The sequence below is a fragment of the Flavobacterium sp. HJJ genome, from assembly GCF_015351475.1.
Classification (GTDB): Bacteria; Bacteroidota; Bacteroidia; order Flavobacteriales; family Flavobacteriaceae; genus Flavobacterium; species Flavobacterium marginilacus.
This window is the reverse complement of record NZ_JADKPR010000021.1, coordinates 1-25,351: the sequence shown is the minus strand read 5'-3', so window position 1 is coordinate 25,351 and position 25,351 is coordinate 1. Positions and strand designations below refer to the sequence as shown.

Sequence of the window (25,351 nt, the reverse complement as noted above, 5' to 3'; positions counted from 1 at the left end):
TGGTTTTTTTTTGTGTTCCAAAAAGAACTATATTGCGCCTCTTTTTTGGCAGCATTGGACGCATCTACATTGATAGTAACTATATGAAATTAACATTAAAATTAACGACTTACTTTAAATTGGTACTGTTAATCATTAGTATTTGTTCGCTTTTTATATTGTTATTTCTTTCCCTTTATTTATATACAGTACAGCAGGAAAATGATGTTTTCAAAGCTAATTCAAATCAATATAAAACAGAGATAAATCGATTATTTGATTTTAATTCGAAAACCCAGATAGTTACCATAAATGATCTTACTTATTGGGATGCTTTAGTCAATTTTACAAAATCGAAAGACACACTTTGGTTTAAAAAATATATTGCAAATGAATTTCCTACTTATGAGGTAGATTATATTTCGATTTATGGTCTTGATAAAAAGTTTATTACAAGCATTGCAAAGCCTGATTTTAAATCCAAAGATTTTATAGCAAAACAGGCTATGAGAGTTTTGTATAAAACCAAGTTTTCCAGATTTTACATGAGAGTTCCTGAGGGTATAGTCGAGGTGCTTGGAGGTACAATTCATGCTTCAAATGATCCTAGAAAAATTAAAACGAAACCAGCTGGATATATGTTCATGGCTCGGTTATTAGATAAGGAATATTTTAAAAATTTAGAAGATATCTGCAGTTCTAATGTCCGGCTTTTAAATAATGGAGATGTCAGTCTTATTGGAGATAAAAAAATGACATCATTAATACAGCTTAAAGATCATAAAAATTATACAGTTGGGAAATTATTGTTTGAGAGATCTTCTTATCTTAATTTTGAAAGAACCAAAGAACTGCTGCTGATTATTGTCATTACTACATTGATAGGACTTATAGCCGCGGTTTATTATTCCAGAAAATGGGTTTACAGACCATTGCGTTTAGTAACAAATATTTTAGAGACCGACAGAGAGATTTCAATTAGTCTGTTAAAAAGGGAGCCAGGGGAATTTGGACATATCGGAAATTTGTTTGAAGATCATAGAAAGAATCGGTTTCAATTGGAAAAATCCAAACAGAAAGCTGAAGAAAGTGATAAACTAAAGTCGACTTTCCTTGCTAATTTATCTCATGAAATTAGAACACCTATGAATGCTATTATCGGGTTTTCAGATTTGCTTTTAAATGAAAATTTAAGCGAAGATCTGAAAATGAAATATTTGAAAATCATCAATAGCAGCGGCAAAAGTTTGGTGTCTATTATTGAAGATTTAATTGAAATGTCAAAGATTGATGCAAAACTGATAATGCCCAATTATAAAGGGCTGGATATTGAAAAATGCATTAAGGAACTGTATAATACACTAAAAGTGACAATACCTGAGGATAAAAGCATTAATTTTTATATTAGCGAAAGCACTGAGAAATTAGAAAATAATATTTTAACGGATGAAGTAAAGCTGAAGCAGATAATTGTTAACCTGCTTACAAATGCAATAAAATTTACAGACAGCGGACATGTTGCCTTTGGTTATTCGATAGATAAAGAGGAACAGCTGATAGAGTTTAGAGTTGAAGATACAGGTATTGGAATCAGTAAAAATGATCTGAAAGTTGTTTTTGACCGTTTTCGAAGAGTTGAAGATGATTATTCAATATCACTTAGCGGATTAGGATTAGGCTTATCTATTTCCAAGGCTTATGTTGAAATGCTTGGCGGTGAAATTCATGTTGAATCAGTTTATGGAGGAGGTTCTGTTTTTAAATTTACAATTCCATTGATTTACGAAGAATATATTGAGGAAAATAAAGATCCCGATGAAGAATGTCTGAATAAAAACTCTGATTCTAAAAATATTTTAGTAGCTGAAGATGATAATATCAATTTTTTGTTGTTAAAAACAATATTGGAATTAAAAAAACACTCTGTTATAAGAGCAAGAAACGGTCAGGAAGTAGTAGATATCAGTAGGTCAAATCCGGCGATAGATTTGATTTTAATGGATATTAAAATGCCTGTTTTAGATGGTTATGAGGCTTTTGAAATAATTAAAAAAGAGAATCCAGACCTGATTGTAATTGCTCAGACAGCTCATTCTTCATCAGAAGTGAAAGAAAGGATAATGAAAGCCGGTTTTTCAGCTTATATTACTAAACCTTTAGATAAAGAAAAAATCTATGAAATAATTACCAAGGTGTTTCAAAACAATTCAGCTAATTAGATTTATTTTATTCAAAAAAAATGAGGACTTTCGATTAGGAGTCCTCATTTTTTCAGTTTTACTAAGTGAGATTATAAAATAGTAAGATCATAGCTGTAAAGGTAATCTTCTCTTACAAAACCCATTTTATGATATAATTTTTGGGCTGCATTATTATTTTTGGCGGTTCTCAGACGAATGGTAGGAGAGCCCAGCTCTTTAGCAAATGCTTCAGTTTGTGTAATTAATTGTTCGCCTATTCCTTTTTTTCGTGCTGATGGATCTACAAAAAGATCGTTTAAGATTAGTATTCTATTGAGTGCCAATGAAGAAAAAGTGATGTAAATGAGTGCAAAACCAATAATTTTATCAGGATATGCATCATCATAAGCTACAAAAATTACGGCTTCATTATTTTCTAATCTTTCTTTTAGATAGGCATAATGTTTTTCATAATTGGATGGGTTTTTATAAAAAACTACATATTGGTCAAACAGATTTGTTAATTGATCCAAGTCTTGAATGTTAGCTTTTCGTATCATAATTGTGCTGGTTGTGTTAGTTAGAAAACTAAATGTACAAAAATAATAATCATGTATTTCAATAATATTTCAGATTTAATTGGTTTAACGCTGTTTTCTTACTCAAAAAACAAAAAAAATAGCATTATTTCAGTTTAATGTTACGGCATTCGCTTTTAAAAGTTTCTGACACGAATTACACTAATCTGCACGAATTAAGATTGCTGTTTAATTACACAAAATATTCGAAACTGTAAAAGTTGTAAAATTTGATTTCAATTTTGATAAGAATTAATGTTAATTGGTGAAATTCGTGTTTATCTTTTTTTAAATGCGAATGCCGTGGTTTAATGTGCATTGTAATTTATATTTCAAATTTAGGGGCTGTTATTTGAAGACGTATATTTTTTCAGAGGATTATCATACCTTTATTATTAGATTTTCAGCACTGCTGTTTTTTAAACTTTATAAACTTTTAAAATGATATTCAAATCCATAAATCCATTCACACAAGCAGAACTAGAAGAACATGAAGTCTTGACTAATGCTCAATTGGCGGATAAATTAAAGATATCTGAATCGGCATTCAAGTATTGGCGCACTACTACTTTTCAGGAAAGAGCCGACAAAATGAGAAATCTGGCAGTTATATTGCGTACTAACAAAGAGGAATTAGGTTTGCTTATTACTAATGAAATGGGCAAAATTCTTTCTGAAGGAATTTCAGAGGTTGAAAAATCAGCTGCAAATTGTGATTTTTATGCTGAAAATGCCGAAAAAATGCTTAAGGATGAATATTATGACACTCCTTTTAAAAGTATGTCTGTTTATGATCCTCAGGGGGCAGTATTTGCGATTATGCCTTGGAATTATCCTTTCTGGCAGGTATTGCGTTATGCAGCACCTGCAGTTATGGCAGGTAATGTTACGCTTTTAAAACATGCTCCAAATGTTATTGGATGCGCCAAAGCTATTGAAAAAGCTTTTTTGGAAGCTGGTTTTCCTGAAGGAGTTTTTCAGCAGATAATTATAGATATTTCTCAGGCAGAAAGTGTTATTGCAGCTGATATTGTTCAGGGAATTACTTTGACTGGAAGTGAAGCAGCAGGATCTTCGGTGGCAGCGCTGGCAGGAAAGCATATCAAAAAAACAGTGATGGAATTAGGAGGTTCCGATGCTTTTATTGTTTTGGATGATGCTGATTTAGAAAAAGCAGCTACTGTTGCTGTACAGTCAAGAATGCTAAATGCAGGTCAGGCGTGTATCTGTGCAAAGCGTTTTATCGTTACAGAAAAAGCCGCCGATGAGTTTGCTTTTCTTTTTGCCGAAAAAATAAGAAAACTGCAGCAGGGAAATCCGTTGCAAAGCGGTATTGATATGGGGCCTTTGGCAAGAATTGACTTAGCAGAAAAATTAAGCAGTCAGTTGGAACATGCTTTACGCCAAGGTGCTCAATTGGTAGTTGGAGGAGAAAGGGATCAATGCAATTTTCAGCCTGCACTGATTGATTTTGTTGACTCTGGTAATATTGCTTTTCAGGAAGAAACCTTTGGACCGTTGGCAGTTCTCGTTAGAGCAAAAAATGAAGACGAGGCTGTCGCAATTGCAAATAATCATAAATATGGTTTGGCTTCGGCCATTTGGACAGAAGACAGAGAACGGGCTTATATTTTAGCCAGAAAAATTGAAGCAGGAAATGTTTTTGTAAATTCTTTGGTGCGTTCAGATTCCAGAATTCCTTTTGGAGGAACAAAAAAATCGGGTTATGGGAGAGAATTATCCAGTGTTGGTATCAAAGAATTTATGAATATGAAATCAGTTATTATTGAGTAATTATAATCTTAGCTGAAGTTGTTTTTGCGAATGATTTCAATTTTATTGGCCTCAAATAGAGTTTAAAACTATGCACTTTCAGTGCATCTCGCTTTAGTTTCTAAAAAAGTTTTTGCCACAGATTCACAGATTTTAAAATCATTTTTTATCTATGAATCTGTGGCAAAATTTCATCAATTTTCGCAATCCAACCTTGCACTTTCAGTCTGCCTAACCCAATCTATGGACTTTCAGTCAATAGTGGTTTAGTTAACGGAATCCTTAAGCACATTTAATAATGGGTTTAAGGATTTGAACAGTAAGAATGCTGTTTTGATTTTGACCTAAGAAGTGATGCTGTTTTACGGCTTAATTTTTAATTTTTCAACATCACCCCCTATTTTTTAGGGGGTGATGTTTTTTAATTTTAATTTTTTAATTTAAAAATAGAATTTTTAAGTATTGATAAGTATAATTACGTATTGTTTTTATGGGTATTATTTAAAAATGTGATTATTGAATTTTTAAAATAAAAGCAAAAAAAACATAATTTGATCATATTTATGCTATGATTTTTGGATATTAATAATTCTTTTCAGAAACGGTTAAAAAAATTTTCATGTTAACGAAAAGTTAATAATTTCGCTTCAAAGAAAGAAAAAAAATAACAAAATCTGACTAGGAAGTCGTTATTCAAATTAGTAACTAAAAAACAAATTAAACATGAAAAAATTATTAGCAATTTTAGTTTTAGCCTTAACAACGAGTATTTCATTTGCACAAGATGCACCAGAAACGACACCATTGGAGATTACAGGTTCTGGAGATTTATATTACAAGTACGATTTTGCAAAAGTTCCAAATATTGGAACGAGTTTTGGAACAGATCAGAATTCTGTTTCTTTGGGGATGCTGGATATTGCATTTAAGAAAAGCATAAAAAAAGTGTCTTTTGTTGGTGAGGTTTCTTTTGGGCCAAGAGGACAGTATCAGTCAATTCCAAATGGTGATGGAACAGATGTAAATTCATTCCACATTCAAAATCTGTATGCCAGCTATGCGGTTTCAGATAAATTTAGTTTTACAGCTGGTTATATGGGAACATATATAGGATATGAGGTAATTTCTCCTGTAGGTAATTTTAACTATTCTACTTCTTATTTGTTTACCAATGGACCATTCCAAAATGCAGGTGTTAAAGCAAATTATAAAATATCTGATAAATTTGGTGCAATGTTAGGAGTGTTTAATGATACATGGAATTCATACAAAGCGGATCCAGTGAAAGGATTAAATGCTGTGGGAGGTCAATTGTCTTTTGCAACTGAAGGAGTTAGTGCGTATCTTAATTTTATGGATGGTTCTGTAAGTGGTACTATTGTAGATTTGACTGCAACCTTCCAGCTTAGTAAAAAATTCAAGTTGGGTTTGAATGCTGCTGATTTTTCAAATGGAGACAAAGTAGGTTATACAGGAGCGGCAATATACCCTTCTTATGCTTTTACCGATGCTTTTTCATTAGGATTACGTGCTGAATATTTTAAAGCAAAAGAAGAGGCTGTTGCTTTATATGGAATTGGTGCTGATCAATCAGTAACGGCTTTTACATTATCAGGTAACTATAAAGTAAGCGGATTGACTATTATTCCTGAGTTTAGATTAGATAGTAATTCGGATGATTATTTTAAAGATTCAGATTTGGCTCCAGCTAGTTCAGCTTCTCAATTTCTTTTGGCTGTGGTTTATGGGTTCTAATAAAGAGTTTCTTTAGTTTAAACTTTTCAAAAAATAATAAAAGAATATTTTTTTTTTGGCTGTCAAAATCCTCTGTGGTTTTGGCAGCTTTTTTTATTTAGTAGAATTTGTAGTTGTTCTGATTTAATAATGTATAAAGGCGATATGAATTTTTCTGTATGCCAAATAATTATTTCAGAAAGTAATCAGCTTAATAAATTTAAAATACATATTTGTATGCGTTCCCTGTCAGCATCGCTCAAGTTTGATCCCGAAGGAAGGCTCAATCCATTTTCAAATAATGTTTCGGCAGTTTTTCCTCCATAGAATGGATAGTTTTTATACAAAGGCTGCAGGTGCATTGGTTTCCATAAAGGTCTGCATTCTATATTTGAATCCAGTAAAGTCAGCCGTATAGTTTCTTTATCGATTCCGTTTTTGGTTTTGGCAGGATCTACAAGAATAGAAGTCAGCCAATAGTTGGAAAAATAGTCTGGATCTGTTGTCGAAAAAACAGTGATTCCTGGTATATTTTCGAAAAGAGAAACATAAAAATCGTGCATGGCTCTTCGCAGTGCGATATGTTTGTCGAGAACTTTCATCTGACCGCGTCCAATGCCAGCACAAATATTGCTCATCTGGTAATTAAAACCCAGTTCACTGTGCTGATAATGAGGTGCTTCATCTTTGGCCTGCGAAGCTAAAAACTGAGTTTTTTTCTTCAGCTGTTGGCTTGAAGTGATTATGGCTCCTCCTCCAGAGGTGGTTATGATCTTATTTCCGTTAAATGAAAAAACGCTGATATCTCCAAAAGTACCGCATTTTTGTCCTTTATAACTGCTTCCCAAAGCTTCGGCACTGTCTTCAAGAATAGGAATGTTATATTTGTTGGCAACGGCTCTAACTTCGTCTATTTTATAAGGGGTTCCATATAGATGGACTGTTATTATTGCTTTCGGGACCAGTCCTTTGTTAATCGTATCTACAATAGCATTTTCTAAAGCTATAGGGCAAAGATTCCAGGTTTGTGATTCACTGTCAATGAAAATAGGAGCTGCTCCTTGATATAAAATTGGATTTGCTGATGCTGAAAATGTCAGAGATTGACAGATTACTGCATCGCCTGGTTTTACATTTAAAAGTATTAAGCCTAAATGAATAGCGGCGGTTGCAGAACTTAGTGCGGTTACAAAAACACCATGAGACAGGTATTTTTCTAAATCATGTTCAAATTCGGTTATGTTTGCTCCAAATGGAGCAATCCAATTCGAGTCAAATGCATCCTGTATGTAGTTAAGTTCGGAGCCTCCCATGTGCGGGGAGGATAACCATATTTTTGGGTTGCTCATTGTTTTTAGACATTAAAATCACAGAATTTAAAAAATGATTTTGGCTGATGCTTGTTTTTGTTTAATATTGAATATTTATTTGGTTTTTAAAACCAAATAAATATAAACATAAAAACGCTTTTTGGTTAATCCAAAAAGCGTTTTTTGTGAAATATTGTTTTCTATTTTTTGTAAACAGAATAGATGGTGCTGATTGTTTTTTCGTCCAAAATATCATTAATTTCAGTCTGCATGAAATGAAGTTTAAAAGCGATAATGGCTGCGGAAAGATTTTTAGTACTGTAACCTATAACCTGTAAGCCTTGTTCTGTATTGAATTCAGGCGGAGGACACGGGAGTATGTCATCTGGCCAAACGCCAAAACCATTTGCTGCCAAAAGTTTCCAAGGGAATAAAGCACTTGGGTCTTTTTTTCTTGTTGGGGCGATGTCAGCGTGTCCTATTATATTTTGAGTTGGGATATTGTAATCTTTTTTTAATTTGGTCAAAAGAGCCAGTAAAGTATTGATTTGTAAATCAGAAAAAGGCTCGGTGCCATTATTGTCTAATTCAATGCCGATAGAACTGGAATTAATGTCAGTGTTTTTTCCCCATGATCCATTACCTGCATGCCAGGCTCTTAAATAATCATTGAGCATGTGAACCACTTTTCCGTCTCTGCCGATTACATAGTGAGCGCTTACATTGGTTTGTTTTAAAGTAAAAGTTTTTAAAGTCTGCTGTATAGAATCCTGCGCAGTATGGTGAATAATAATAAAATTTGGCTTTCTTAAATTAAAATTTACTGTACCCACCCATTCAGATACAATGCCGTTTTGTAAAACCTTAGTGTCAGTTTTAGAAAGCGTATCTTTATAATTAAGCAATTGATTGTTGTATCGGTAAGCGATGCTGTCAATCACGACAAAAGGCTGATTTTTTAAAGGAGTAGCTTCTTTTACAGCGATAGTTTCATTTAAAGATTTTATTTGGTCATTATAAACTTTTTCACTTGACTTATGTGGATTTGGACCGCATGAAACAATTAAAAGTATTATAATGAGATAGTAAAAAATTTTCGTCATAAGATTGGAATATTTTCAAAAAAGTATTTAATCGTGAGTTTTCTTAACGTTTTCGAGCTTCCATTTTGCTGTTTCTCTCATCAATCAGATTTTTGAATTTCTCTTTTTGATCCTTGTTCAAAATTTCTTTTATTTCCATTTCTGTCATTTCACTAAGAACTTTAAACTCCTGTTTTTTGTCATCATCGCTAATTTCTTTTTTCATTAAAACTTCTTCTTTTTTTAACGATTTGATGTAGATGTTTTTTACAACGACTTCTTGAAGTGCATCCAGATTAAGTTCTTTTTTGTAATAAGCAACAATTTTCCCAGCAGTTTCTTCTACGGGTACGGGTTTTGGTGCAGTTGGCTGGCTGGCCTGCATTTGGCTCATCTGATTGGATCTGCCGTAGCCGTTGCCATATCCGTTTCCTCCATATCCGCCGCCACCGTAACCATTATTATAGTATTGAGCCGAAATAGTGTTGGCTGTTAAAAATAAAAATGATGCAAGTAATACTGTTTTAAATGTTTTCATAATACAATTTTGAAAATTAAAAAATCTAAACTGGTTCTCCGTATAAATCAAATTCTGTTGCTTCAATGATTTTAATCATTGCAAAATCACCTGTTTTTACATAGTGTTTTGCAGCATCAATTAGTACTTCATTGTCTACATCTGGGCTGTCAAATTCGGTTCTTCCTACAAAATGACCGCCTTCTTTTCTGTCAATGATACATCTAAAAGTTTTTCCAACTTTCTCTTGATTCAAATCCCAGGAAATCTGTGACTGCAATTCCATAATTTCGTTAGCGCGATCTTGTTTTACATCGGCAGGAACATCGTCTTCCAGTAAAAAAGCATGTGTATTTTCCTCATGTGAGTAAGCAAAACATCCCATTCTGTCAAATTTCATTTCCTGAACAAAGTCTTTCAAAATATTAAAATCTTCTTCAGTTTCTCCTGGATACCCCACAATCAAAGTTGTTCTGATTGCCATTCCAGGAACCGCAGCTCTAAAATCTTTTAATAATTGTGTTGTTTTTTCCTGTGTAGTTCCTCGGCGCATCGATTTCAAAACAGAATCAGCAATGTGCTGCAGCGGAATGTCAATATAATTGCAAATCTTAGGCTCACGCTTCATGATTTCAAGGACATCCATTGGAAATCCGGTAGGGAAGGCGTAGTGAAGACGAATCCATTCGATACCTTCTACTTTTACTAATGCTTCCAATAATTCACCAAGCGCTCTTTTTTTGTATAAATCAAGACCATAATAAGTTAAGTCCTGAGCAATCAAAATCAGTTCTTTTACACCGTCTCTTGCTAGACCTTCGGCTTCTTTAACTAATTTTTCAATTGTCTGAGAAACGTTTTTTCCTCGCATTAACGGAATTGCGCAAAAACTGCAGGGTCTGTCACAGCCTTCTGAAATTTTCAAATAAGCATAGTTTTTTGGAGTTGTTGTTAAACGTTCTCCTAATAATTCATGTTTATAATCGGCTCCTAAAGCTTTTAATAAAGCTGGTAATTCAGTAGTTCCAAAATATTGGTCTACATTCGGAATTTCTTTTTCTAAATCAGGTCTGTATCTTTCGGATAAACATCCGGTTACAAAAACTTTATCTACAAGTCCTTTGTCTTTTTTATCAGCATATTCCAATATCATGTTTACTGATTCTGCTTTGGCATTATCAATAAAACCACAAGTATTTATCACGATAATATTTCCTTCATCTTCGGATTTGGCTTCATGGGTCACATCTTTTCCGCTTGCTTTAAGCTGTCCCATCAGCACTTCACTGTCATATACATTTTTAGAACACCCAAGAGTGATCACATTTATTTTGTTCTTTTTTAAAGACTTCGTTCTCATAATATTATATTCCTGATAATTTAGGAATCCGCAAAATTACAATTTTTTGCCGAAACCCTGTCTGTTTCCTTTTAAAATGCATGGCATTCGCATTTAAAAAAAGATAAACACGAATTTCACCAATTAACACTAAGTTCTTATCAAAATTGAAATCAAATTTTACAACTTTTACAGTTTCGGACATTTTGTGTAATTAAATAGCAATCTTAATTCGTGCAAATTAGTGTAATTCGTGTCAGAAACTTTTAAAAGCGAATGCCGTGTTTAAAATGGACATTTTGTTTGTGCAAAAATGATTTGGAGCACAAGATTTGTAGTATAATAGAATATTTGTCCCGCTATCCGCTGCAATCTCGTTACTCAAACTCTGGGCAACAAGGATTTTCACTATTATTGTGGCTCATTTTACAATTTTTAGTTTTTCAGTACGGCTTTTTAAAAGAAAACCACTTCAAATCAATGAAATGGTTTCTATACAAATAAAGTAAATCTCTTTAAAAAACTATAATTCAAATGTTAAAGTCATAGAAACATTGTTGTTTACAGTATTGATTTTAGCGCTATCTGTAAATCCTTGACTGAAAAAATTTTGTTGTGAATTTCTTTCGGCATAGGTGTAAGCCAAATCTAATTTCCATGTGCCAAAATTATAGCCCAAACCTCCTGAATAACTATTCAAATCTCCAATGGTTCTAGCATTTTTGTAGGGACTTTGCTCAAAACGATATCCAGCTCTAAGGCTCAATGTTTTAATTTTGTATTCTCCACCAATTCTAAATTCCGAAGCACTAGTTAGCTGATTGGATATATCACTGTTTACAAACTCATTTCTTGAATCTCTTTCTATAGAGTATTCGGTATTGCTATAATCTTTGAAGCTGTAATCAAAACTGATTAATCCTTTTTTATTAAAAACATAAGCCAAGCTTCCAGTTAATTTACCGGGAGTTCTTAATTTATAGGTGTCATAAATTACAACATCATTTGAATCAGGGTTTTCGGAAGATATATTAGGATTAGTGTTATTGGTGTAATTGAAAACTCGAGAAACTAGGTTTTGTCTTACTTCATCATTAAGAGAATACCAAGTAGGAGATTCGTATGAAAGTCCCAAGCGGACTTCGTTGGTAATTTTAGCAATAGCTCCAAGCTGGAATGAAAAACCTGATCCATAAGTGGTTATCTCATTTTCGAATGAAGTGCTTACTAAGTCAACAATATTAGTGTTTGCGTTGTCATTTTCTTCATAAAAAAGATTGTTTTTTTTGTAATTAGTAAAATGAGAGTTCAAAGTTAATCCGATATAAATTTTGTCTCTATATGAGGTGGCGGCGTTAAAAGACAATTTACCATTATACCCCGTTGAAATTATACTGTTTTCTTGATAGTAATTTCCTCCAGCTGGTACATTCGATGTGTAGATGGTGTTGCTGTTGTCATTTTCATTCAAAGGATTAATTAGGTAGCCATAATATCCCAAATAAGCTTGCTGGTCAGCATAATTTAGCTGAAAATAATTATTATCTGTAATTACTCCTAGTGGAATTCCGAGTTGATTCCTGCTAGGATTTGCATTGGCGTAGCTTAAGAAATAATTACTAATATTATTTTTTGGATTGGTTCCAAAAGAATTGATTTTGTTGTCAAAATTATTCGTGTTTTCGTAATTTATAGAAATGGAGAATTTCTTCCACTTATTATTCAAATTATTGTTTCTAAAAACAAAAACACCGCCTGCTTGATTCACATCAAAAGAGTTATCCCTCTTGGAAGTATTGGTTTCAAAATAATTAGAATTATTTTTGGTGCTGAAATTACTTAAAGTTGTGCTAATTTGGTTGTTAGAAAAAACAGCAGAGCTTGCTGGATTCACATTTATAGCAGATAAATCACCTCCAAGTGCGCCAAAAGCACCTCCCATAGCTCTAAATCGAGCTGTTCCGTTCTGGTTATTTTGTGCATAACGCATTGCGTCATTTATTTCTTGTGAGTTTGCTGTAAAGAATGTTAATCCTGCTGCTAAAAATAACAAAAGGTTCTTTTTCATGGGTATGACTTAAAGTTAGTTAGTAGTTTAATCGATTAGTATTTTTTATCTTCTTCCGCCACCAGTTCTTCCGCCGTCGCCACCACTTGACATTCTGCTGCTGCCACTTGACATGTTGCTACTGTTGCTGCTGCTTCTGTAGGAACTGTTGCTGCTTGGAGTGTAGCTTGATCTTTGAGTGTTTTGGCTAGGGGTATATGTTCTGCTTTGGGTGTAATTGCTGTTTCTGTATTGAGATTGACTTTGGTTATAATTTCTAGAAGCAGAATTAGTATAATTGTTTCTGTTTGTAAAAGTAGGAACCCGTCTGTTTACTACATCATTCGTACTGTTTCTGTTGTAGTAAATGCTGTTTCTTCCAGTGGTACTGTTTCTGCTGGTAAAACTGCTTCTATTGCTATCGTAAGTGCTAACTCTGTTATTGTTGTAATTTCCGCCGTAAGACGATCCTCTTCGGCTGTAATCATAGGAATAACGAGTAGCTGTATGATGATTGTGGCTGTAACCTGGGTATCTGTAGCTAGGATAGCCCCAGCTATATCCTGGATACCCCCATCCATAGTATGAGTAGCCATAACCGTAGCCTGAATATCCGTAGTTAGGATAGCCCCAGCCATACCTTGGATAATCCCATCCATAATAAGGGTAGCCATAACCATAGTTATAGCCGTAATAGGGGTGATTCCATCCATAGCCAAAATACCAAGAAGTGTCAGGATAAACGGTTATAGTTGTTTCTTGAGGGGAACTTCCCCATGAAGCATACCCTGTAGATGGTGCCTGTATTGAATCATTCTCTGTGTTATAACCACTGCTGTAGCTATTTACATCAGTAAAAATTTCTCCAGATACTCCAGTGCTTTGTAATGAATTGAAATATTCTTTATATTGAACTGAGGTCTGAGCAGTTTGATTATTTTTTGTACCAGCGTTCTCTCCATTTGCACCATAAATGCCGTCACTATCATAATAGGAGCTGTTTTGATAAGAACCGCATGAAGTTATTATCAGGCCTAAAAATACAATTAAGGAATGAAGTGATGTTTTCCGGGTAATTAATGCATTTGTTTTCATTTCGGCAGATTATTTTATTGTTGGACAATACAAAATTAGTTAGTTTTGCGTAATTATTTAGTTAAATTATTAAGAAACAAATATTATGCCAAATTATTCAAAATGAGCAAGAATCTAACAACAAGAGAAGAAGATTATTCAAAATGGTACAATGAGTTGGTTGTTAAGGCCGATTTAGCAGAGAATTCAGGGGTTAGAGGCTGTATGGTGATAAAACCGTATGGTTATGCTATATGGGAAAAAATGCAGGCTGAACTTGATAGAATGTTTAAAGAAACGGGACATCAAAATGCTTATTTTCCTTTGTTTGTTCCCAAAAGTATGTTTGAGGCCGAAGAGAAAAATGCAGAAGGTTTTGCAAAAGAATGTGCAATAGTTACTCATTATAGATTAAAGAATGATCCTGATAAATCAGGGAAATTAATGGTAGATCCAAATGCAAAACTGGAAGAGGAATTAATTGTCCGCCCTACAAGTGAAGCGATTATCTGGTCTACATATAAAGGATGGGTGCAATCCTATAGAGATTTGCCTTTGTTGATTAATCAATGGGCAAATGTCGTGCGTTGGGAAATGAGAACCCGATTATTTTTGAGAACAGCTGAGTTTTTATGGCAGGAAGGACATACTGCTCATGCAACAAAAGCAGAAGCAATAGAAGAATCGGAGAAAATGATGAATGTATATGCTGATTTTGTGGAGAATTTTATGGCTATTCCGGTTATAAAAGGATTGAAAACAGAAACAGAACGTTTTGCTGGTGCTGATGAAACGTATTGTATAGAAGCCTTAATGCAGGATGGAAAAGCACTGCAGGCAGGAACGTCGCATTTTTTAGGGCAGAATTTTGCAAAAGCTTTTGATGTGAAGTTTGCTAATGCCGAAGGTAAGCAGGAACATGTTTGGGGAACTTCTTGGGGAGTTTCAACCCGATTGATGGGAGCATTGGTAATGACTCATTCTGATGATCAGGGATTGGTGTTGCCTCCAAATTTAGCTCCGATACAGGTAGTTATTGTTCCTATATATAAGAGTGATGAACAATTAGATGCGATTTCAAATGAAGTTGATGTTTTAGTAAAGACTTTGAGAAAATTAAACATCTCAGTTAAATTTGATAATAGAACAACTCAAAAACCAGGATTTAAATTTGCTGAATGGGAATTAAAAGGAGTTCCGGTTCGAATTGCTGTTGGTCCAAAAGATTTAGAAAACGGAACTTTTGAAGTTGCAAGAAGAGATACTTTGACAAAAGAAGTTGTTTCCAAAGATGAAATCACAACTTATATTGGCGATTTATTGGAGCAGATTCAAAAAGATTTGTTCGGAAAAGCATTAAATTACAGGAATGCCCATATTACAGAAGTGAATAGTTTTGATGAGTTTAAAGAGGTTCTTGATGGGGAAGGAGGCTTTGTTTCAGCACATTGGGACGGAACTGTGGCTACGGAAGAGAAGATTAAAGAATTGACCAAAGCAACCATAAGATGTATTCCTTTGGACAGAGTTGAACAGGCGGGAAGCTGTGTGTTTACTGGGAATCCATCAGTTGGAAGGGTGTTGTTTGCTAAGGCATATTAAAAAAAAATAATTTTTTTTGCATCAGCTATTGTGCTTCTCAAAAATAGATGTATCTTTGCATCCGCATTACAGAAGTAAGGCAGTTTACTGAAGCAGGTCCGTTCGTCTATCGGTTAGGACGCCAGGTTTTCATCCTGGTAAGGGGGGTTCGATTCCCCCACGGACTACAAGAAGTATTTAGATTGAAATTCTGAGAATAAAAAAACAATGGTCCGTTCGTCTATCGGTTAGGACGCCAGGTTTTCATCCTGGTAAGGGGGGTTCGATTCCCCCACGGACTACAATTTTTTTGATCTAGAAAGTTCTGAACTTAGAGGGAATATGGTCCGTTCGTCTAGGGGTTAGGACGCCAGAATTTCATTCTGGTAACAGGGGTTCGATTCCCTTACGGACTACAAAAAATGAAATAATTAAGATAAAAAGATAACACAATGGCAAATCATAAGTCAGCTCTAAAAAGAATTAGAAGTAACGAAAAGAGAAGAGTATTAAATAGATACCAACATAAAACTACTCGTAATGCTATTAAAGCATTAAGAATTGCAACTGATAAAACTGATGCTACTTCAAAATTGTCAAGTGTAATTTCTATGATTGATAAATTAGCTAAGAAAAACATCATTCATGATAACAAAGCTTCAAACTTGAAGTCTAAGTTAACTAAGCATGTTGCTAAATTGTAAGTAATATAATTTGTATATAGAGAAAGCTCCTTTTTAAGGGGCTTTTTTTATGTCCTATTTTTTTTGCTGACGGTTAATTTAATGTAAATGATTCGATTCTAAATAATGCAGCATCTCTACAGTGATAGGTTTGGATAGGAATTCAATAACATTAGAATATGATTTTGATTTTTTGATATCTTCAGGGTCGATTGTTGAAGTCAAAATGACAACTTTTGTATTATTTGAAAGATAATAATCGGAATCGTTAAATAAATCGAGAAACTCCCATCCTCCCATTACGGGCATATTTAGATCTAAAAAAAGTAACTGAGGTTTTGTGTCTTCATTCTTAATGTTTTCAATAAGCGTAATTGCTTCCTGCCCATTGTAAGCATATATTATTTCTTTTGCAAAAGAAGCTTTTTGTACTACTTTTTTAAATAGCATTAATGTAATAGGGTCATCATCGATGCACATAATTAAGTCTAACATTTTAAAAAGATTTAAGCGTTAGTATAAATTCGGTTCCTTTGTCTACTTCACTTTGAATGCTTATTGTACCGCCCATTGTTTCTATTTGAGACTTGACTAAGAATAGTCCCAGGCCTTTGCTTTCTGGATAGTCGTGAAATCTTTGGTAGAGACCAAATATTTTGTTTTTATGTCTTTCAAGGTCTATTCCGATTCCATTATCTTTAAAGCTGATTGAAATTATGCTGTCGGCTTCTGAAAGGGTAATGTCGATAATTAGATCTCTCGTTTTTGATCTAAATTTAATGGAATTAGTGAATAAGTTGAGTAAGATGTTTTCAAGGTAGGTTTTGTTGGTGTTTATTTTTGAAACGTTTCCATAGCAGATATTTAGTTTTGGTTTTATGGTTTCGATACTTGAATTTAACTGGCCTAGAATATTTTCAAAAACATTCTGTATCTGTAATTCTTCATTTTGTATAACCGGACTGTCTTTTATGGTAATCGCTTTGGATAAATCATTGACAGTGTCATTAAGCAGCAGGGTAGATGTTTTGAATCCGTCTATAATTTCTTTTAAATCTTCATCTTGAATTGACGTTTGATTGATTAAATTTAATAAGCCTGTCAAGTTTGATAATGGAGCTCTTAAATTGTGAGATGTGATATATGAAAATTGTTTTAGATCTTTATTGTTGCGGGTTAATTCCTGTATGAGTATTTCTTTCTCTTTTTCTAATTTTTTTTCTTCTGTTATGTCTCGTTGAATCGAAATCCAGTGAGATAAATCCTGTTCAAGATTATAAACAGGAATGAAAGAAAGACTTACCCAGTATTCTGAGCTGTCTTTTTTGTAGAGTATAATTTCAAGAAAACATTCTTTTCTGTTTTTTATGGCCTGTGTTAATTTTTGGATTTCATTGGGGTCAGAATTTTTCCCCATAAAAAAGTTGGGAGATTTTCCTATGATTTTAGAGTGTTCATAGCCGGACATTTTGCTGAATGCCGGATTTGCGAAAACTATTTTAGGAATTTGGTTATCATCAGAAATTGCCTGTGTGATTATGATTGAATCGCGAGCTTCCGTAAATACTGTTTCAAGAAGCTTCAATCTGTTTTCTTCTTCTTTCTGTTTGGTGATGTCTTGGATAGCACCGATCATTCGAATGGCTTTCCCTTTTTCGTTTTTTAAAATAAAACCTCTGTCTAATACGTATTTGTATTTGTTGTCAGCGCATTTAAAGCGGTATTCATCCTGCCATTTTTCGGTTTTCTGCTCAAGAAATGAATAGAGTTTGATAGACATTTTAATGCTGTCTTCCGGGTGTATGTTATCGAACCACCATTTGGAATTATTGTTCACTTGATCTGGGTTGTAGCCGTATATTGTTTCGATGCCTTTGTTCCAGGTGAAATTGTCTTCGGGTATTTTCCAGTCCCAAATCGTATCGCTGGTTGCTTTTGCTACGATGTCATATTTTTCGTTAGACTCTTTTAGTTTGTCGTTGGTTTGTTTAAGGTTTTTGTTTATTTCGATATATCTTTTGTTGTTTTTGTACAGGATGTATCTAAAAAGAAGACCAGTAGTAATTATGAAAAGAATGTCTTTGATAAAAACAAAACTATAGATGTTTAAATAGTTAGAATACTGCTTTGTTAATCTATAGCAAAGAATAGCTATGAATAACGCAGTGAGTGTATAAGTTAAGGTTGTCTGGTTAGCTTTGTTTTTCATTAATCAAATATAATTAAATTAATGTTAAAAATTTAAAACTTCATTTTAAATAAATTCTGACACTATATTTATAGTGTTGTGTTAACTGCTTATGTGTTAACAAAATAGCAAACTATTGCATAAAGATTTTTTATATCAAAATAAAGTGTACCTTTGCACCCATTAAAATTCACAGATGGAAGCTATTAGAAACATTGCAATTATTGCCCACGTCGATCACGGTAAAACAACTTTGGTTGATAAAATTATGTATCACTGTCAGTTATTTCGTGATAACGAAAACACAGGTGACTTAATCCTTGATAACAACGACTTAGAGCGTGAAAGAGGTATTACCATTACCTCAAAGAATGTTTCTGTTCAATATAAAGGAACAAAAATCAACATTATTGACACTCCTGGCCACGCCGACTTTGGTGGAGAAGTAGAGCGTGTATTGAATATGGCTGATGGAGTTTGTCTTTTGGTGGATGCTTTTGAAGGTCCAATGCCACAAACTCGTTTTGTATTGCAAAAAGCTATCGATTTAGGATTGAAACCATGTGTTGTAATCAATAAAGTAGATAAAGAAAACTGTACTCCTGAAGAAGTTCACGAAAAAGTTTTCGATTTAATGTTTGAATTAGGTGCTCAGGAATGGCAGTTAGATTTTCCAACTGTTTACGGTTCAGCTAAAAATAACTGGATGTCTGATCATTGGGAAAACCAAACAGAAAACATTGAGCCATTGTTGGATATGGTTATAGAAAATGTACCAGCTCCTAAAGTATCTGAAGGAACTCCTCAAATGCTGATTACATCTTTAGATTTCTCAGCTTTTACAGGCCGTATCGCAATTGGCCGTTTAGAAAGAGGTATTTTGAAAGAAGGTATGCCAATATCTTTGGTAAAAAGAGATGGTACTGTAACAAAATCAAGAATCAAAGAATTACACACTTTTGAAGGTCTTGGACGTAAAAAAGTTACAGAAGTAATTGCAGGAGATATTTGTGCAGTAGTTGGTATTGAAGGTTTTGAAATTGGTGACACTATTGCAGATCACGAAAACCCAGAAGGTTTAGCTTCTATCGCTATTGATGAGCCTACAATGAGTATGTTGTTTACTATCAATGACTCTCCATTCTTTGGTAAAGAAGGTAAATTTGTAACTTCTCGTCATATTAGAGAAAGATTGACAAAAGAATTAGAGAAAAACTTAGCGATGAAGTTAGGTGAAACTGATTCTGCAGATAAATTCATGGTTTTTGGCCGTGGAGTACTTCACTTATCTGTTCTTATTGAAACAATGAGAAGAGAAGGTTATGAGTTACAAATTGGTCAGCCACAAGTTATCATCAAAGAAATTGATGGTAAAAAATGTGAGCCAATTGAGGAATTGACAATCGATTTACCAGAAAATCTTTCAGGTAGAGCAGTTGAATTCGTAACTGTTCGTAAAGGTGAAATGTTGAGTATGGAGACAAAAGGCGAGCGTATGATTATTAAATTTAATATTCCATCACGTGGAATTATTGGATTACGTAATCAATTGCTTACTGCTACTGCTGGTGAAGCGATCATGTCACACCGTTTTATAGGATATGAGCCTTACAAAGGAGAAATTGCAGGTCGTAACAAAGGATCATTAATTTCTATGGAAAAAGGAAAAGCTATTCCTTATTCTATCGATAAATTGCAGGATCGTGGTAAGTTTTTTGTTGAACCAAATGCCGAAATTTACGAAGGTCAGGTAATTGGAGAAAACTCTCGTAGTGATGATATGTGTGTAAACGTAACTAAAGAGAAAAAACAATCTAACGTTCGTTCTTCCGGAGCTGATGAAAAAGCGAGAATCATCCCGCCAATCATTTTCTCTCTTGAAGAAGCTTTAGAATACATTCAAAAAGATGAATATGTAGAGGTTACTCCAAAATCTATTCGTTTGAGAAAAATCTATTTGACAGAAACTGATAGAAAGAGATTTAAAATCTAAAAGATTTAAATTTTCAATATTAAAAATCCCAAATTCCATCGGAATTTGGGATTTTTGTTTTTAAAGGCGTTTGATTATTTTTTAGGAGCAGAAAGATTGGGCATTTTTAGAAAGATTGGTCCCGCTCCGCTGCAATCTTGCGGGCTGAACCCGGCACACAAGGATTTTCACTGCAATCGGGGCTAAAGAGGGAGATTTTGCATTTTTGCTGTTATTCTAAAAATACTATTCTTCAAAAAACTATCTTCTATTAAGCCTATTGGCTAAACTCATTGTAGTATCTGTTGGTAGTAGTTTTTATGACATACCACCGCATATAATTCCATAGGCTTCCCATACGCCATTTTGTTTTCTGTAGCAAGCTGTCTCATCGTAACCGCCTAAATAATCATAAGTTACTGAATATGAAATAATACAAATTTCATAATTTCTCAAGAAAATTGGTTTTGAAAAGCTTACTATTGAATAATTTCCATATTGTTTTCTGAAATTCTTCCAACCATTTTTATCATCTTCAAAAATTTTGTTTATTTCTGATGCTTCAACGATATTTATGTTTGGCACATATTCGTTAGTCCACTTAAAAATATTTTGGGAATAAATTTCAAGTTTTACTTGTGACACTTCATTATCATTTAGTCCTGCTAAATTAATAAACGAGTTATCAAAACAATCTTTTAAACCATATAGATTAGCTCTAGCTATATTATTTAAAACCGATTGAGGCTCAATTTTATTTTGAATTATTAAATCGGATAAAAGTTTTTGAGTTTCCTTTATATATTTTTCATCCTCTCTTTTTGATTGAGAAAAACACAGAAAAGGAATTAAGAAAAACAAGACTACAATCAATTTATTATTTTTCATTTCATGTTGTATTATAAAAATGACTATGAATGTTTTTAAATTTAAGATTCTGAGGTAAAATTACTGCCAACTAATCAATTGGAGCAATTCAATGTGCAGAAGTCATTTTGATATTCATTTTTGTATCCGCAGATACGGAGAATTTTGCATCATCATATTTTGGAGGTCCCATAAAACCTTTGGCATTATTGGAACAGGCAACGGGTTCTTTAGGCATCCCTATGAAACTTTTATCCAGTTTGCCATTATTGTTTTCATCGTGGTATACCATAACTGTGTATTCTCCTTTAGGAATATCAGAAAAAATAATTGAAGCTGTATTTGATTTTATTGTGACAGAACCTTTTTTGTAAGATGTTTTGAGGAATTTTTCTTTCGTATTGTATAATTCAGCTGTCAGTACTCCGGTATTGTTTTTTAAAACTGAAACATTGATGGTTAGGTTCGAATTTTGAGCAAATCCTAAGCTGCTAATTGATAATAAGCCTATGGCGAAAAATTTTATCATGATTATTGATTTTTATATTTAAGCGATTGTTTATCTTTTTAAAGAAAAATGGCCCTTAGCCTCGCGTCCGTCTTCCAATTTTATGGTGTACCAATAATCATCGGCTGGCATTGGATTTCCTGTATAAGTTCCGTCCCAGCCATTTCCTGAAGCAGTAACCTGTTTGATTAACTTGCCAAATCGGTCGTAAATGAAAATTTGTGCACCTGAATTGAATGTTTCATTTGCTCCTTTGATATTCCAGTAGTCATTATAACCATCATTATTAGGAGTGAAAAATTTTGGGATACCTAGTACAGCAATAGTTTTTTTAATGGTACCGCACCCATTTTTATCACTAATGTAGAGGTCGTGAATTCCGGGTGAAATATTGTCGAAGAAATTGGATTCCTGAAAAGGTCCGGTTGGTAAATCAATGCTGTATTCGTAATCACCCTGCCCGGAAATATTTGCTGTTACGCTGTTTGAATCGGATAAATCTGAAATTGATATCGAATCCAAATGCGCAATATCTGAAGCATTAACAGTAATATTACGTGTTCTGTCACAGCCTTTCTGGGTAGATACTATTACTGTGTAAATACCTTCTTCATTGACATCAAGAGTGTAGTTGTTTTCGTTTGGAATTATTGCACCGTTTTTTGACCAGCTATAAGTGTAATTACTAGTTGGTGTGTTATCTGTTATTCCAGCATTGAGAGTAATAAAAAAACTCGGTAAATTAGAACATACTAATTGATTATCATCTTTATTTCCGTTGATTTTAATATTAGGTTTAGGGGTAACAATGAGAGTGATGTAAGGACCTAGTCCAAAACAGGCATTGTCTAAATTGCTCTCTACACGTACCCAAATATCCTGCTGGTTTGCTGTTGTATTTCTATAACTGGATGAATTTTGAATAATATTGGTCTCCGCCAGCGCATCAATTTCATTCGCATAGAATTTGATAGTGTAGTTTGTGGAAGGTGAAGGCAGCAGGTTTTTAATGTCGGTGGCTACAGCACTAAAATTAAATGTGGTTATACCATCTTTATCATCATTTACTGTGTCAATAGAATCATCACAAACTTCAATAATTTTTTTGTAAGAAGAGCTGATTTGTGTTGTAGAGACAATCAGGCTTAGTTGTGCTGTTCTAAAACAGCCATTCGAGTTTTCTACTCTTGCCCAGATAGTATTATTTGCACTTGTAAAAGCAATAGGATCTGCTATATGTGTATTTGTATCTTTTGTATTAGCCCCTGTCAAAGTGGTATAATAACTAAAAGTTTCATTGGCATAATTGTCTGAAATAAAACTGTTTTTTTCGGTTACATTAAAATTAGAAATGCCATCAGTGTTATCATCACATTGTATTAGTGTTACATCTTTTACTGTTGGTAATGCATAAATTGTTAATGAAGTAGCTGCAGAAGTTAACCCGCAGGAATTGCCGGTTCTGCTTAATTGTACTCTGTATTTATAACTGCTCATTATACTTGCAGTCTTGGTTATTGTTAAGGTGTTTGTTGTAACATCAGAGTAGACAGCATTATTAACAAGATTGTTCCAGTTCACACCATCAGTAGATAATTGCCACTGATAGATATTACCGCCATTATCTGTTATTTTGATTTTAGCATCTTGAAATTCGCATGCTGGACTGGCTAATGGCTGTGAAGTTATTACAATTGGAGCAGAAATGATATAATTATTATTTGGAATGGTGTAACCGATTCCGCTGGTAACTTTTCCATTAGTATTAACTGTAGGAGGCACAACAGAACCTAAAATTCCATCACCATTTGCATCCAAAAATCCTGCTTCAATTACATCATTACATAAATCATTATCACTGTCTGTTTCGGTATAGTTTTTTATGCCATCGGCATCTGTGTCTGCAACTGTATAATTTAAAACACCACTGTCTGCACTTGTTTCTAAATAATCGGCCAATCCATTTGCACCAAAAGAAGTAGGGTCTAAAATTCCATTTTTATCAGCGTCAATAGCTTTGATAGTACCTGATTCTATTAAGTCATATATTCCGTCATTATCGCTGTCAAGATCTAAATAATTGGCTACGCCATCATTATCCGTATCAATTGGACTATCTGCAGGTTCAAAAATTTCATCCAGGCCGTTTAGGTTGGTGTCGGTATTTGATAATGCTTTTGGTTTTTTTTGATTTTCTATACTGTCAGGAATGCCGTCATTATCGGAGTCTAAGTCCAGTTGGTCAGGAATGCCGTCGCCATCATTGTCTATAGGAATACAGGTTGCAATAAGTTTGAAAGCAGCTTTGTTTCCAACAGTATCCAGAAGATTTTTATGGGTAATTTTAAAGGATTTGGTTTGATAGGACTGAAAAGAGAAAGTTCCGGTTCCTGCTTGAAGAGGAGTACTTCCGTTTAATCTGAAACGAATTTCAAAAGAAGAAAATTGTGTTACGCCGCTTTCATAAATCCCGTCATAATTGGTGTCAATCAGTAATTGATTAGTAGGATTCAAAACAGTTACGGTTTTAGACTTATCTTTATCTGTACTGATAATGTATTCAGAATCCGTATTCAATAAATCCGTTGTATTTGTAGTTGAAACATATTCCAAACTAAGGTTTATTGGATTTGTAAAACTCAAATTATAAGCAACGGAAAATCCTTTTCCAGCCATAACTTCAGTCACAAAACTGCCGTCTGAATTTCCTTGAAATGGTATTGCTGCTTCTGGCGGGGTATTGTCAAACGAGCCTGTAAAAGAGTTTGAATAAGTTCCCACTGTAACAGTACCAAAAAGAGGATTACTGATGTCAATGTTTTGATTACCATAGGACTCGGTACAATTTAATATTCCGTCATTGTCGTAATCAATATCGATGTTATCATTTGCTAAATCATTGTCGTTATTTATTGGACACTCGCTCACAGGAATTTTATCAGAATAAACATCACTGACACAACCCGAAATACTTCCTCTTACCTGATAAAAGCCAGGAGCAGCAGGAGTATAAGCATTATTGTTGGCCGAAGGAATTGCAATATCATCTTTATACCATTGGAAAGAATCGTATGACGATAACGTATTTATTTTTAAAGAAACATTTGGGATACAGGAAGAAGTGGTGAGTGAAATTTTGCTTGAAACAATTTCGGGTTTTAAATCAAAACCTGAATAATAACCTCCGTAGGTTGCTGCGCCATTAGTTCCAAAATAAGAAACATACACCTGTTTGGTTGATTTTACAGCAATGTTCCCTGATAAACTGTTTACGGTGTATCTAACAAAATTTGGGTTTCCTGTAATAGCAGTTGGCAGATCTGTAATAGGCACATTGTTTAAAGAAACTGAAGCTCCGGCTTCTGTTACAATGTTTAAAACCCCCATTAGAGTTGAGTTTCCAATAGCTTGAATCTGGGGGATATTATCTACAGTATTAGGAGTCGAACAATTAATCGGAGGGACAAAAAATAAGTTTTGATTGGCTGGCGAAGCTGATCCTCCGATACTTTGATAGGCAAATATATTCTGGGTTGAAGTAATGTACATATTGCCGTCTATAAATTGGCTTCCGTCTAAAACTGTATATTCCCCGCTGTTGAGTGTTGCAATTGGAGTTGCTGTATCTCCATTTAGAAAAATTTTTGTTTGGTCTGAATGGGCTATCAATAAAACACGTTCCAATTCATTTGTTCCAATTCCTTTTACAAAAATATATTCTTTCCCAGTTTTTTCTAAGGGTACAATTTGGTCAAAACCTACATCTCTTCCTACAGGCAGACTCACTCCATTTTGGATTCGTACTTCTTTACTGTTGCTGCCGCCAAATGAACCTGAGTTTACAACAACAGGTTTATCTGATTGAACTAATGCACCAATTATTTTTGAACTATTTGATGTGAGGCCATCATCAAAATAATTTTGTAATGCAAGGACATA

Annotated in this window: 18 protein-coding genes and 3 tRNA genes; 9 read left to right on the top strand and 12 right to left on the bottom strand. The window is 33.9% G+C overall.

From position 1 onward, the window contains the following. Positions 1-83 precede the first annotated feature (83 nt). Positions 84-2,198, top strand: coding sequence for an ATP-binding protein (locus tag IRZ80_RS15825; RefSeq protein WP_194642548.1), 2,115 nt, complete (start codon positions 84-86; stop codon positions 2,196-2,198). Positions 2,199-2,269: 71 nt separating this feature from the next. Here IRZ80_RS15825 and IRZ80_RS15820 read toward each other — a convergent pair whose 3' ends face one another. Next, positions 2,270-2,719 (bottom strand): GNAT family N-acetyltransferase, encoded by a 450-nt coding sequence (locus tag IRZ80_RS15820; RefSeq protein WP_194642547.1) that lies wholly within the window; start codon positions 2,717-2,719, stop codon positions 2,270-2,272. A gap of 459 nt (positions 2,720-3,178) precedes the next feature. Here IRZ80_RS15820 and IRZ80_RS15815 point away from each other — a divergent pair, with 459 nt between their 5' ends. Both IRZ80_RS15815 and IRZ80_RS15810 read left to right on the top strand, forming a co-directional pair. Beyond that, on the top strand, positions 3,179-4,531 hold the full coding sequence (locus IRZ80_RS15815) for an NAD-dependent succinate-semialdehyde dehydrogenase (protein ID WP_194642546.1): 1,353 nt from the start codon (positions 3,179-3,181) through the stop codon (positions 4,529-4,531). Positions 4,532-5,233: 702 nt separating this feature from the next. Next, positions 5,234-6,265, top strand: coding sequence for an outer membrane beta-barrel protein (locus tag IRZ80_RS15810; RefSeq protein ID WP_194642545.1), 1,032 nt, complete (start codon positions 5,234-5,236; stop codon positions 6,263-6,265). 185 nt (positions 6,266-6,450) lie between these two features. On the opposite strand, the gene IRZ80_RS15805 is transcribed toward IRZ80_RS15810, so the two are convergent. The 6 genes from IRZ80_RS15805 to IRZ80_RS15780 form a co-directional block, all read right to left on the bottom strand. After that, positions 6,451-7,593, bottom strand: coding sequence for a DegT/DnrJ/EryC1/StrS family aminotransferase (locus IRZ80_RS15805; protein ID WP_194642544.1), 1,143 nt, complete (start codon positions 7,591-7,593; stop codon positions 6,451-6,453). A 161-nt stretch (positions 7,594-7,754) separates the two neighbouring features. After that, a complete protein-coding gene (locus IRZ80_RS15800) occupies positions 7,755-8,657 on the bottom strand; it encodes an N-acetylmuramoyl-L-alanine amidase (RefSeq protein ID WP_194642543.1) in 903 nt (300 codons plus the stop codon). A 43-nt stretch (positions 8,658-8,700) separates the two neighbouring features. Beyond that, complete coding sequence (locus IRZ80_RS15795) at positions 8,701-9,174, bottom strand: hypothetical protein (protein WP_194642542.1); 474 nt, start codon at positions 9,172-9,174, stop codon at positions 8,701-8,703. Positions 9,175-9,199: 25 nt separating this feature from the next. Continuing rightward, positions 9,200-10,513, bottom strand: a complete 1,314-nt coding sequence (gene rimO, locus IRZ80_RS15790; RefSeq protein ID WP_194642541.1) for a 30S ribosomal protein S12 methylthiotransferase RimO — start codon at positions 10,511-10,513, stop codon at positions 9,200-9,202. 502 nt (positions 10,514-11,015) lie between these two features. Further along, entirely contained in the window at positions 11,016-12,560 is a 1,545-nt protein-coding gene (locus IRZ80_RS15785) for an OmpP1/FadL family transporter (protein ID WP_194642540.1), read from the bottom strand. A 45-nt stretch (positions 12,561-12,605) separates the two neighbouring features. Next, complete coding sequence (locus IRZ80_RS15780) at positions 12,606-13,634, bottom strand: hypothetical protein (protein WP_194642539.1); 1,029 nt, start codon at positions 13,632-13,634, stop codon at positions 12,606-12,608. Between the two features lie 102 nt (positions 13,635-13,736). Between IRZ80_RS15780 and proS the strand changes: the two genes are divergently transcribed. From proS to rpsT, 5 genes are all read left to right on the top strand, one after another. Continuing rightward, positions 13,737-15,215, top strand: coding sequence for a proline--tRNA ligase (gene proS / locus IRZ80_RS15775; protein ID WP_194642538.1), 1,479 nt, complete (start codon positions 13,737-13,739; stop codon positions 15,213-15,215). A gap of 95 nt (positions 15,216-15,310) precedes the next feature. Then, positions 15,311-15,382: transfer RNA gene (locus IRZ80_RS15770), tRNA-Glu, on the top strand. Between the two features lie 42 nt (positions 15,383-15,424). Next, positions 15,425-15,496, top strand: a tRNA-Glu gene (locus IRZ80_RS15765). A gap of 42 nt (positions 15,497-15,538) precedes the next feature. Then, a tRNA-Glu gene (locus IRZ80_RS15760) sits at positions 15,539-15,610 on the top strand. Positions 15,611-15,646: 36 nt separating this feature from the next. Further along, positions 15,647-15,898, top strand: coding sequence for a 30S ribosomal protein S20 (gene rpsT / locus IRZ80_RS15755; protein WP_035673520.1), 252 nt, complete (start codon positions 15,647-15,649; stop codon positions 15,896-15,898). Between the two features lie 78 nt (positions 15,899-15,976). Here the strand turns inward: rpsT and IRZ80_RS15750 are convergent, their stop codons facing one another. Further along, positions 15,977-16,372, bottom strand: a complete 396-nt coding sequence (locus IRZ80_RS15750) for a response regulator (protein ID WP_194642537.1) — start codon at positions 16,370-16,372, stop codon at positions 15,977-15,979. A 1-nt stretch (position 16,373) separates the two neighbouring features. After that, complete coding sequence (locus tag IRZ80_RS15745) at positions 16,374-18,086, bottom strand: PAS domain-containing sensor histidine kinase (protein ID WP_194642536.1); 1,713 nt, start codon at positions 18,084-18,086, stop codon at positions 16,374-16,376. A 175-nt stretch (positions 18,087-18,261) separates the two neighbouring features. Between IRZ80_RS15745 and typA the strand changes: the two genes are divergently transcribed. After that, positions 18,262-20,058: a translational GTPase TypA gene (gene typA / locus IRZ80_RS15740; RefSeq protein ID WP_194642535.1), complete on the top strand. Its 1,797-nt coding sequence runs from the start codon at positions 18,262-18,264 to the stop codon at positions 20,056-20,058. Between the two features lie 297 nt (positions 20,059-20,355). On the opposite strand, the gene IRZ80_RS15735 is transcribed toward typA, so the two are convergent. The 3 genes from IRZ80_RS15735 to IRZ80_RS15725 form a co-directional block, all read right to left on the bottom strand. After that, the gene (locus tag IRZ80_RS15735) at positions 20,356-20,925 is read right to left on the bottom strand and encodes a hypothetical protein (protein ID WP_194642534.1); all 570 of its coding nucleotides are present in this window, start codon (positions 20,923-20,925) and stop codon (positions 20,356-20,358) included. An 88-nt stretch (positions 20,926-21,013) separates the two neighbouring features. Further along, positions 21,014-21,433, bottom strand: a complete 420-nt coding sequence (locus tag IRZ80_RS15730) for a DUF2141 domain-containing protein (RefSeq protein ID WP_194642533.1) — start codon at positions 21,431-21,433, stop codon at positions 21,014-21,016. A 30-nt stretch (positions 21,434-21,463) separates the two neighbouring features. Next, positions 21,464-25,351: T9SS type B sorting domain-containing protein (locus IRZ80_RS15725; RefSeq protein WP_194642532.1), on the bottom strand; the 3,888-nt coding region annotated here is incomplete at its 5' end.

Coding starts and splice junctions, on each gene's coding strand:
- IRZ80_RS15825 (WP_194642548.1), top strand. CDS start 84: ATGAAATTAACATTAAAATTAACGACTTACTTTAAATTGGTACTGTTA.
- IRZ80_RS15820 (WP_194642547.1), bottom strand. CDS start 2,719: ATGATACGAAAAGCTAACATTCAAGACTTGGATCAATTAACAAATCTG.
- IRZ80_RS15815 (WP_194642546.1), top strand. CDS start 3,179: ATGATATTCAAATCCATAAATCCATTCACACAAGCAGAACTAGAAGAA.
- IRZ80_RS15810 (WP_194642545.1), top strand. CDS start 5,234: ATGAAAAAATTATTAGCAATTTTAGTTTTAGCCTTAACAACGAGTATT.
- IRZ80_RS15805 (WP_194642544.1), bottom strand. CDS start 7,593: ATGAGCAACCCAAAAATATGGTTATCCTCCCCGCACATGGGAGGCTCC.
- IRZ80_RS15800 (WP_194642543.1), bottom strand. CDS start 8,657: ATGACGAAAATTTTTTACTATCTCATTATAATACTTTTAATTGTTTCA.
- IRZ80_RS15795 (WP_194642542.1), bottom strand. CDS start 9,174: ATGAAAACATTTAAAACAGTATTACTTGCATCATTTTTATTTTTAACA.
- rimO (WP_194642541.1), bottom strand. CDS start 10,513: ATGAGAACGAAGTCTTTAAAAAAGAACAAAATAAATGTGATCACTCTT.
- IRZ80_RS15785 (WP_194642540.1), bottom strand. CDS start 12,560: ATGAAAAAGAACCTTTTGTTATTTTTAGCAGCAGGATTAACATTCTTT.
- IRZ80_RS15780 (WP_194642539.1), bottom strand. CDS start 13,634: ATGAAAACAAATGCATTAATTACCCGGAAAACATCACTTCATTCCTTA.
- proS (WP_194642538.1), top strand. CDS start 13,737: ATGAGCAAGAATCTAACAACAAGAGAAGAAGATTATTCAAAATGGTAC.
- rpsT (WP_035673520.1), top strand. CDS start 15,647: ATGGCAAATCATAAGTCAGCTCTAAAAAGAATTAGAAGTAACGAAAAG.
- IRZ80_RS15750 (WP_194642537.1), bottom strand. CDS start 16,372: ATGTTAGACTTAATTATGTGCATCGATGATGACCCTATTACATTAATG.
- IRZ80_RS15745 (WP_194642536.1), bottom strand. CDS start 18,086: ATGAAAAACAAAGCTAACCAGACAACCTTAACTTATACACTCACTGCG.
- typA (WP_194642535.1), top strand. CDS start 18,262: ATGGAAGCTATTAGAAACATTGCAATTATTGCCCACGTCGATCACGGT.
- IRZ80_RS15735 (WP_194642534.1), bottom strand. CDS start 20,925: ATGAAAAATAATAAATTGATTGTAGTCTTGTTTTTCTTAATTCCTTTT.
- IRZ80_RS15730 (WP_194642533.1), bottom strand. CDS start 21,433: ATGATAAAATTTTTCGCCATAGGCTTATTATCAATTAGCAGCTTAGGA.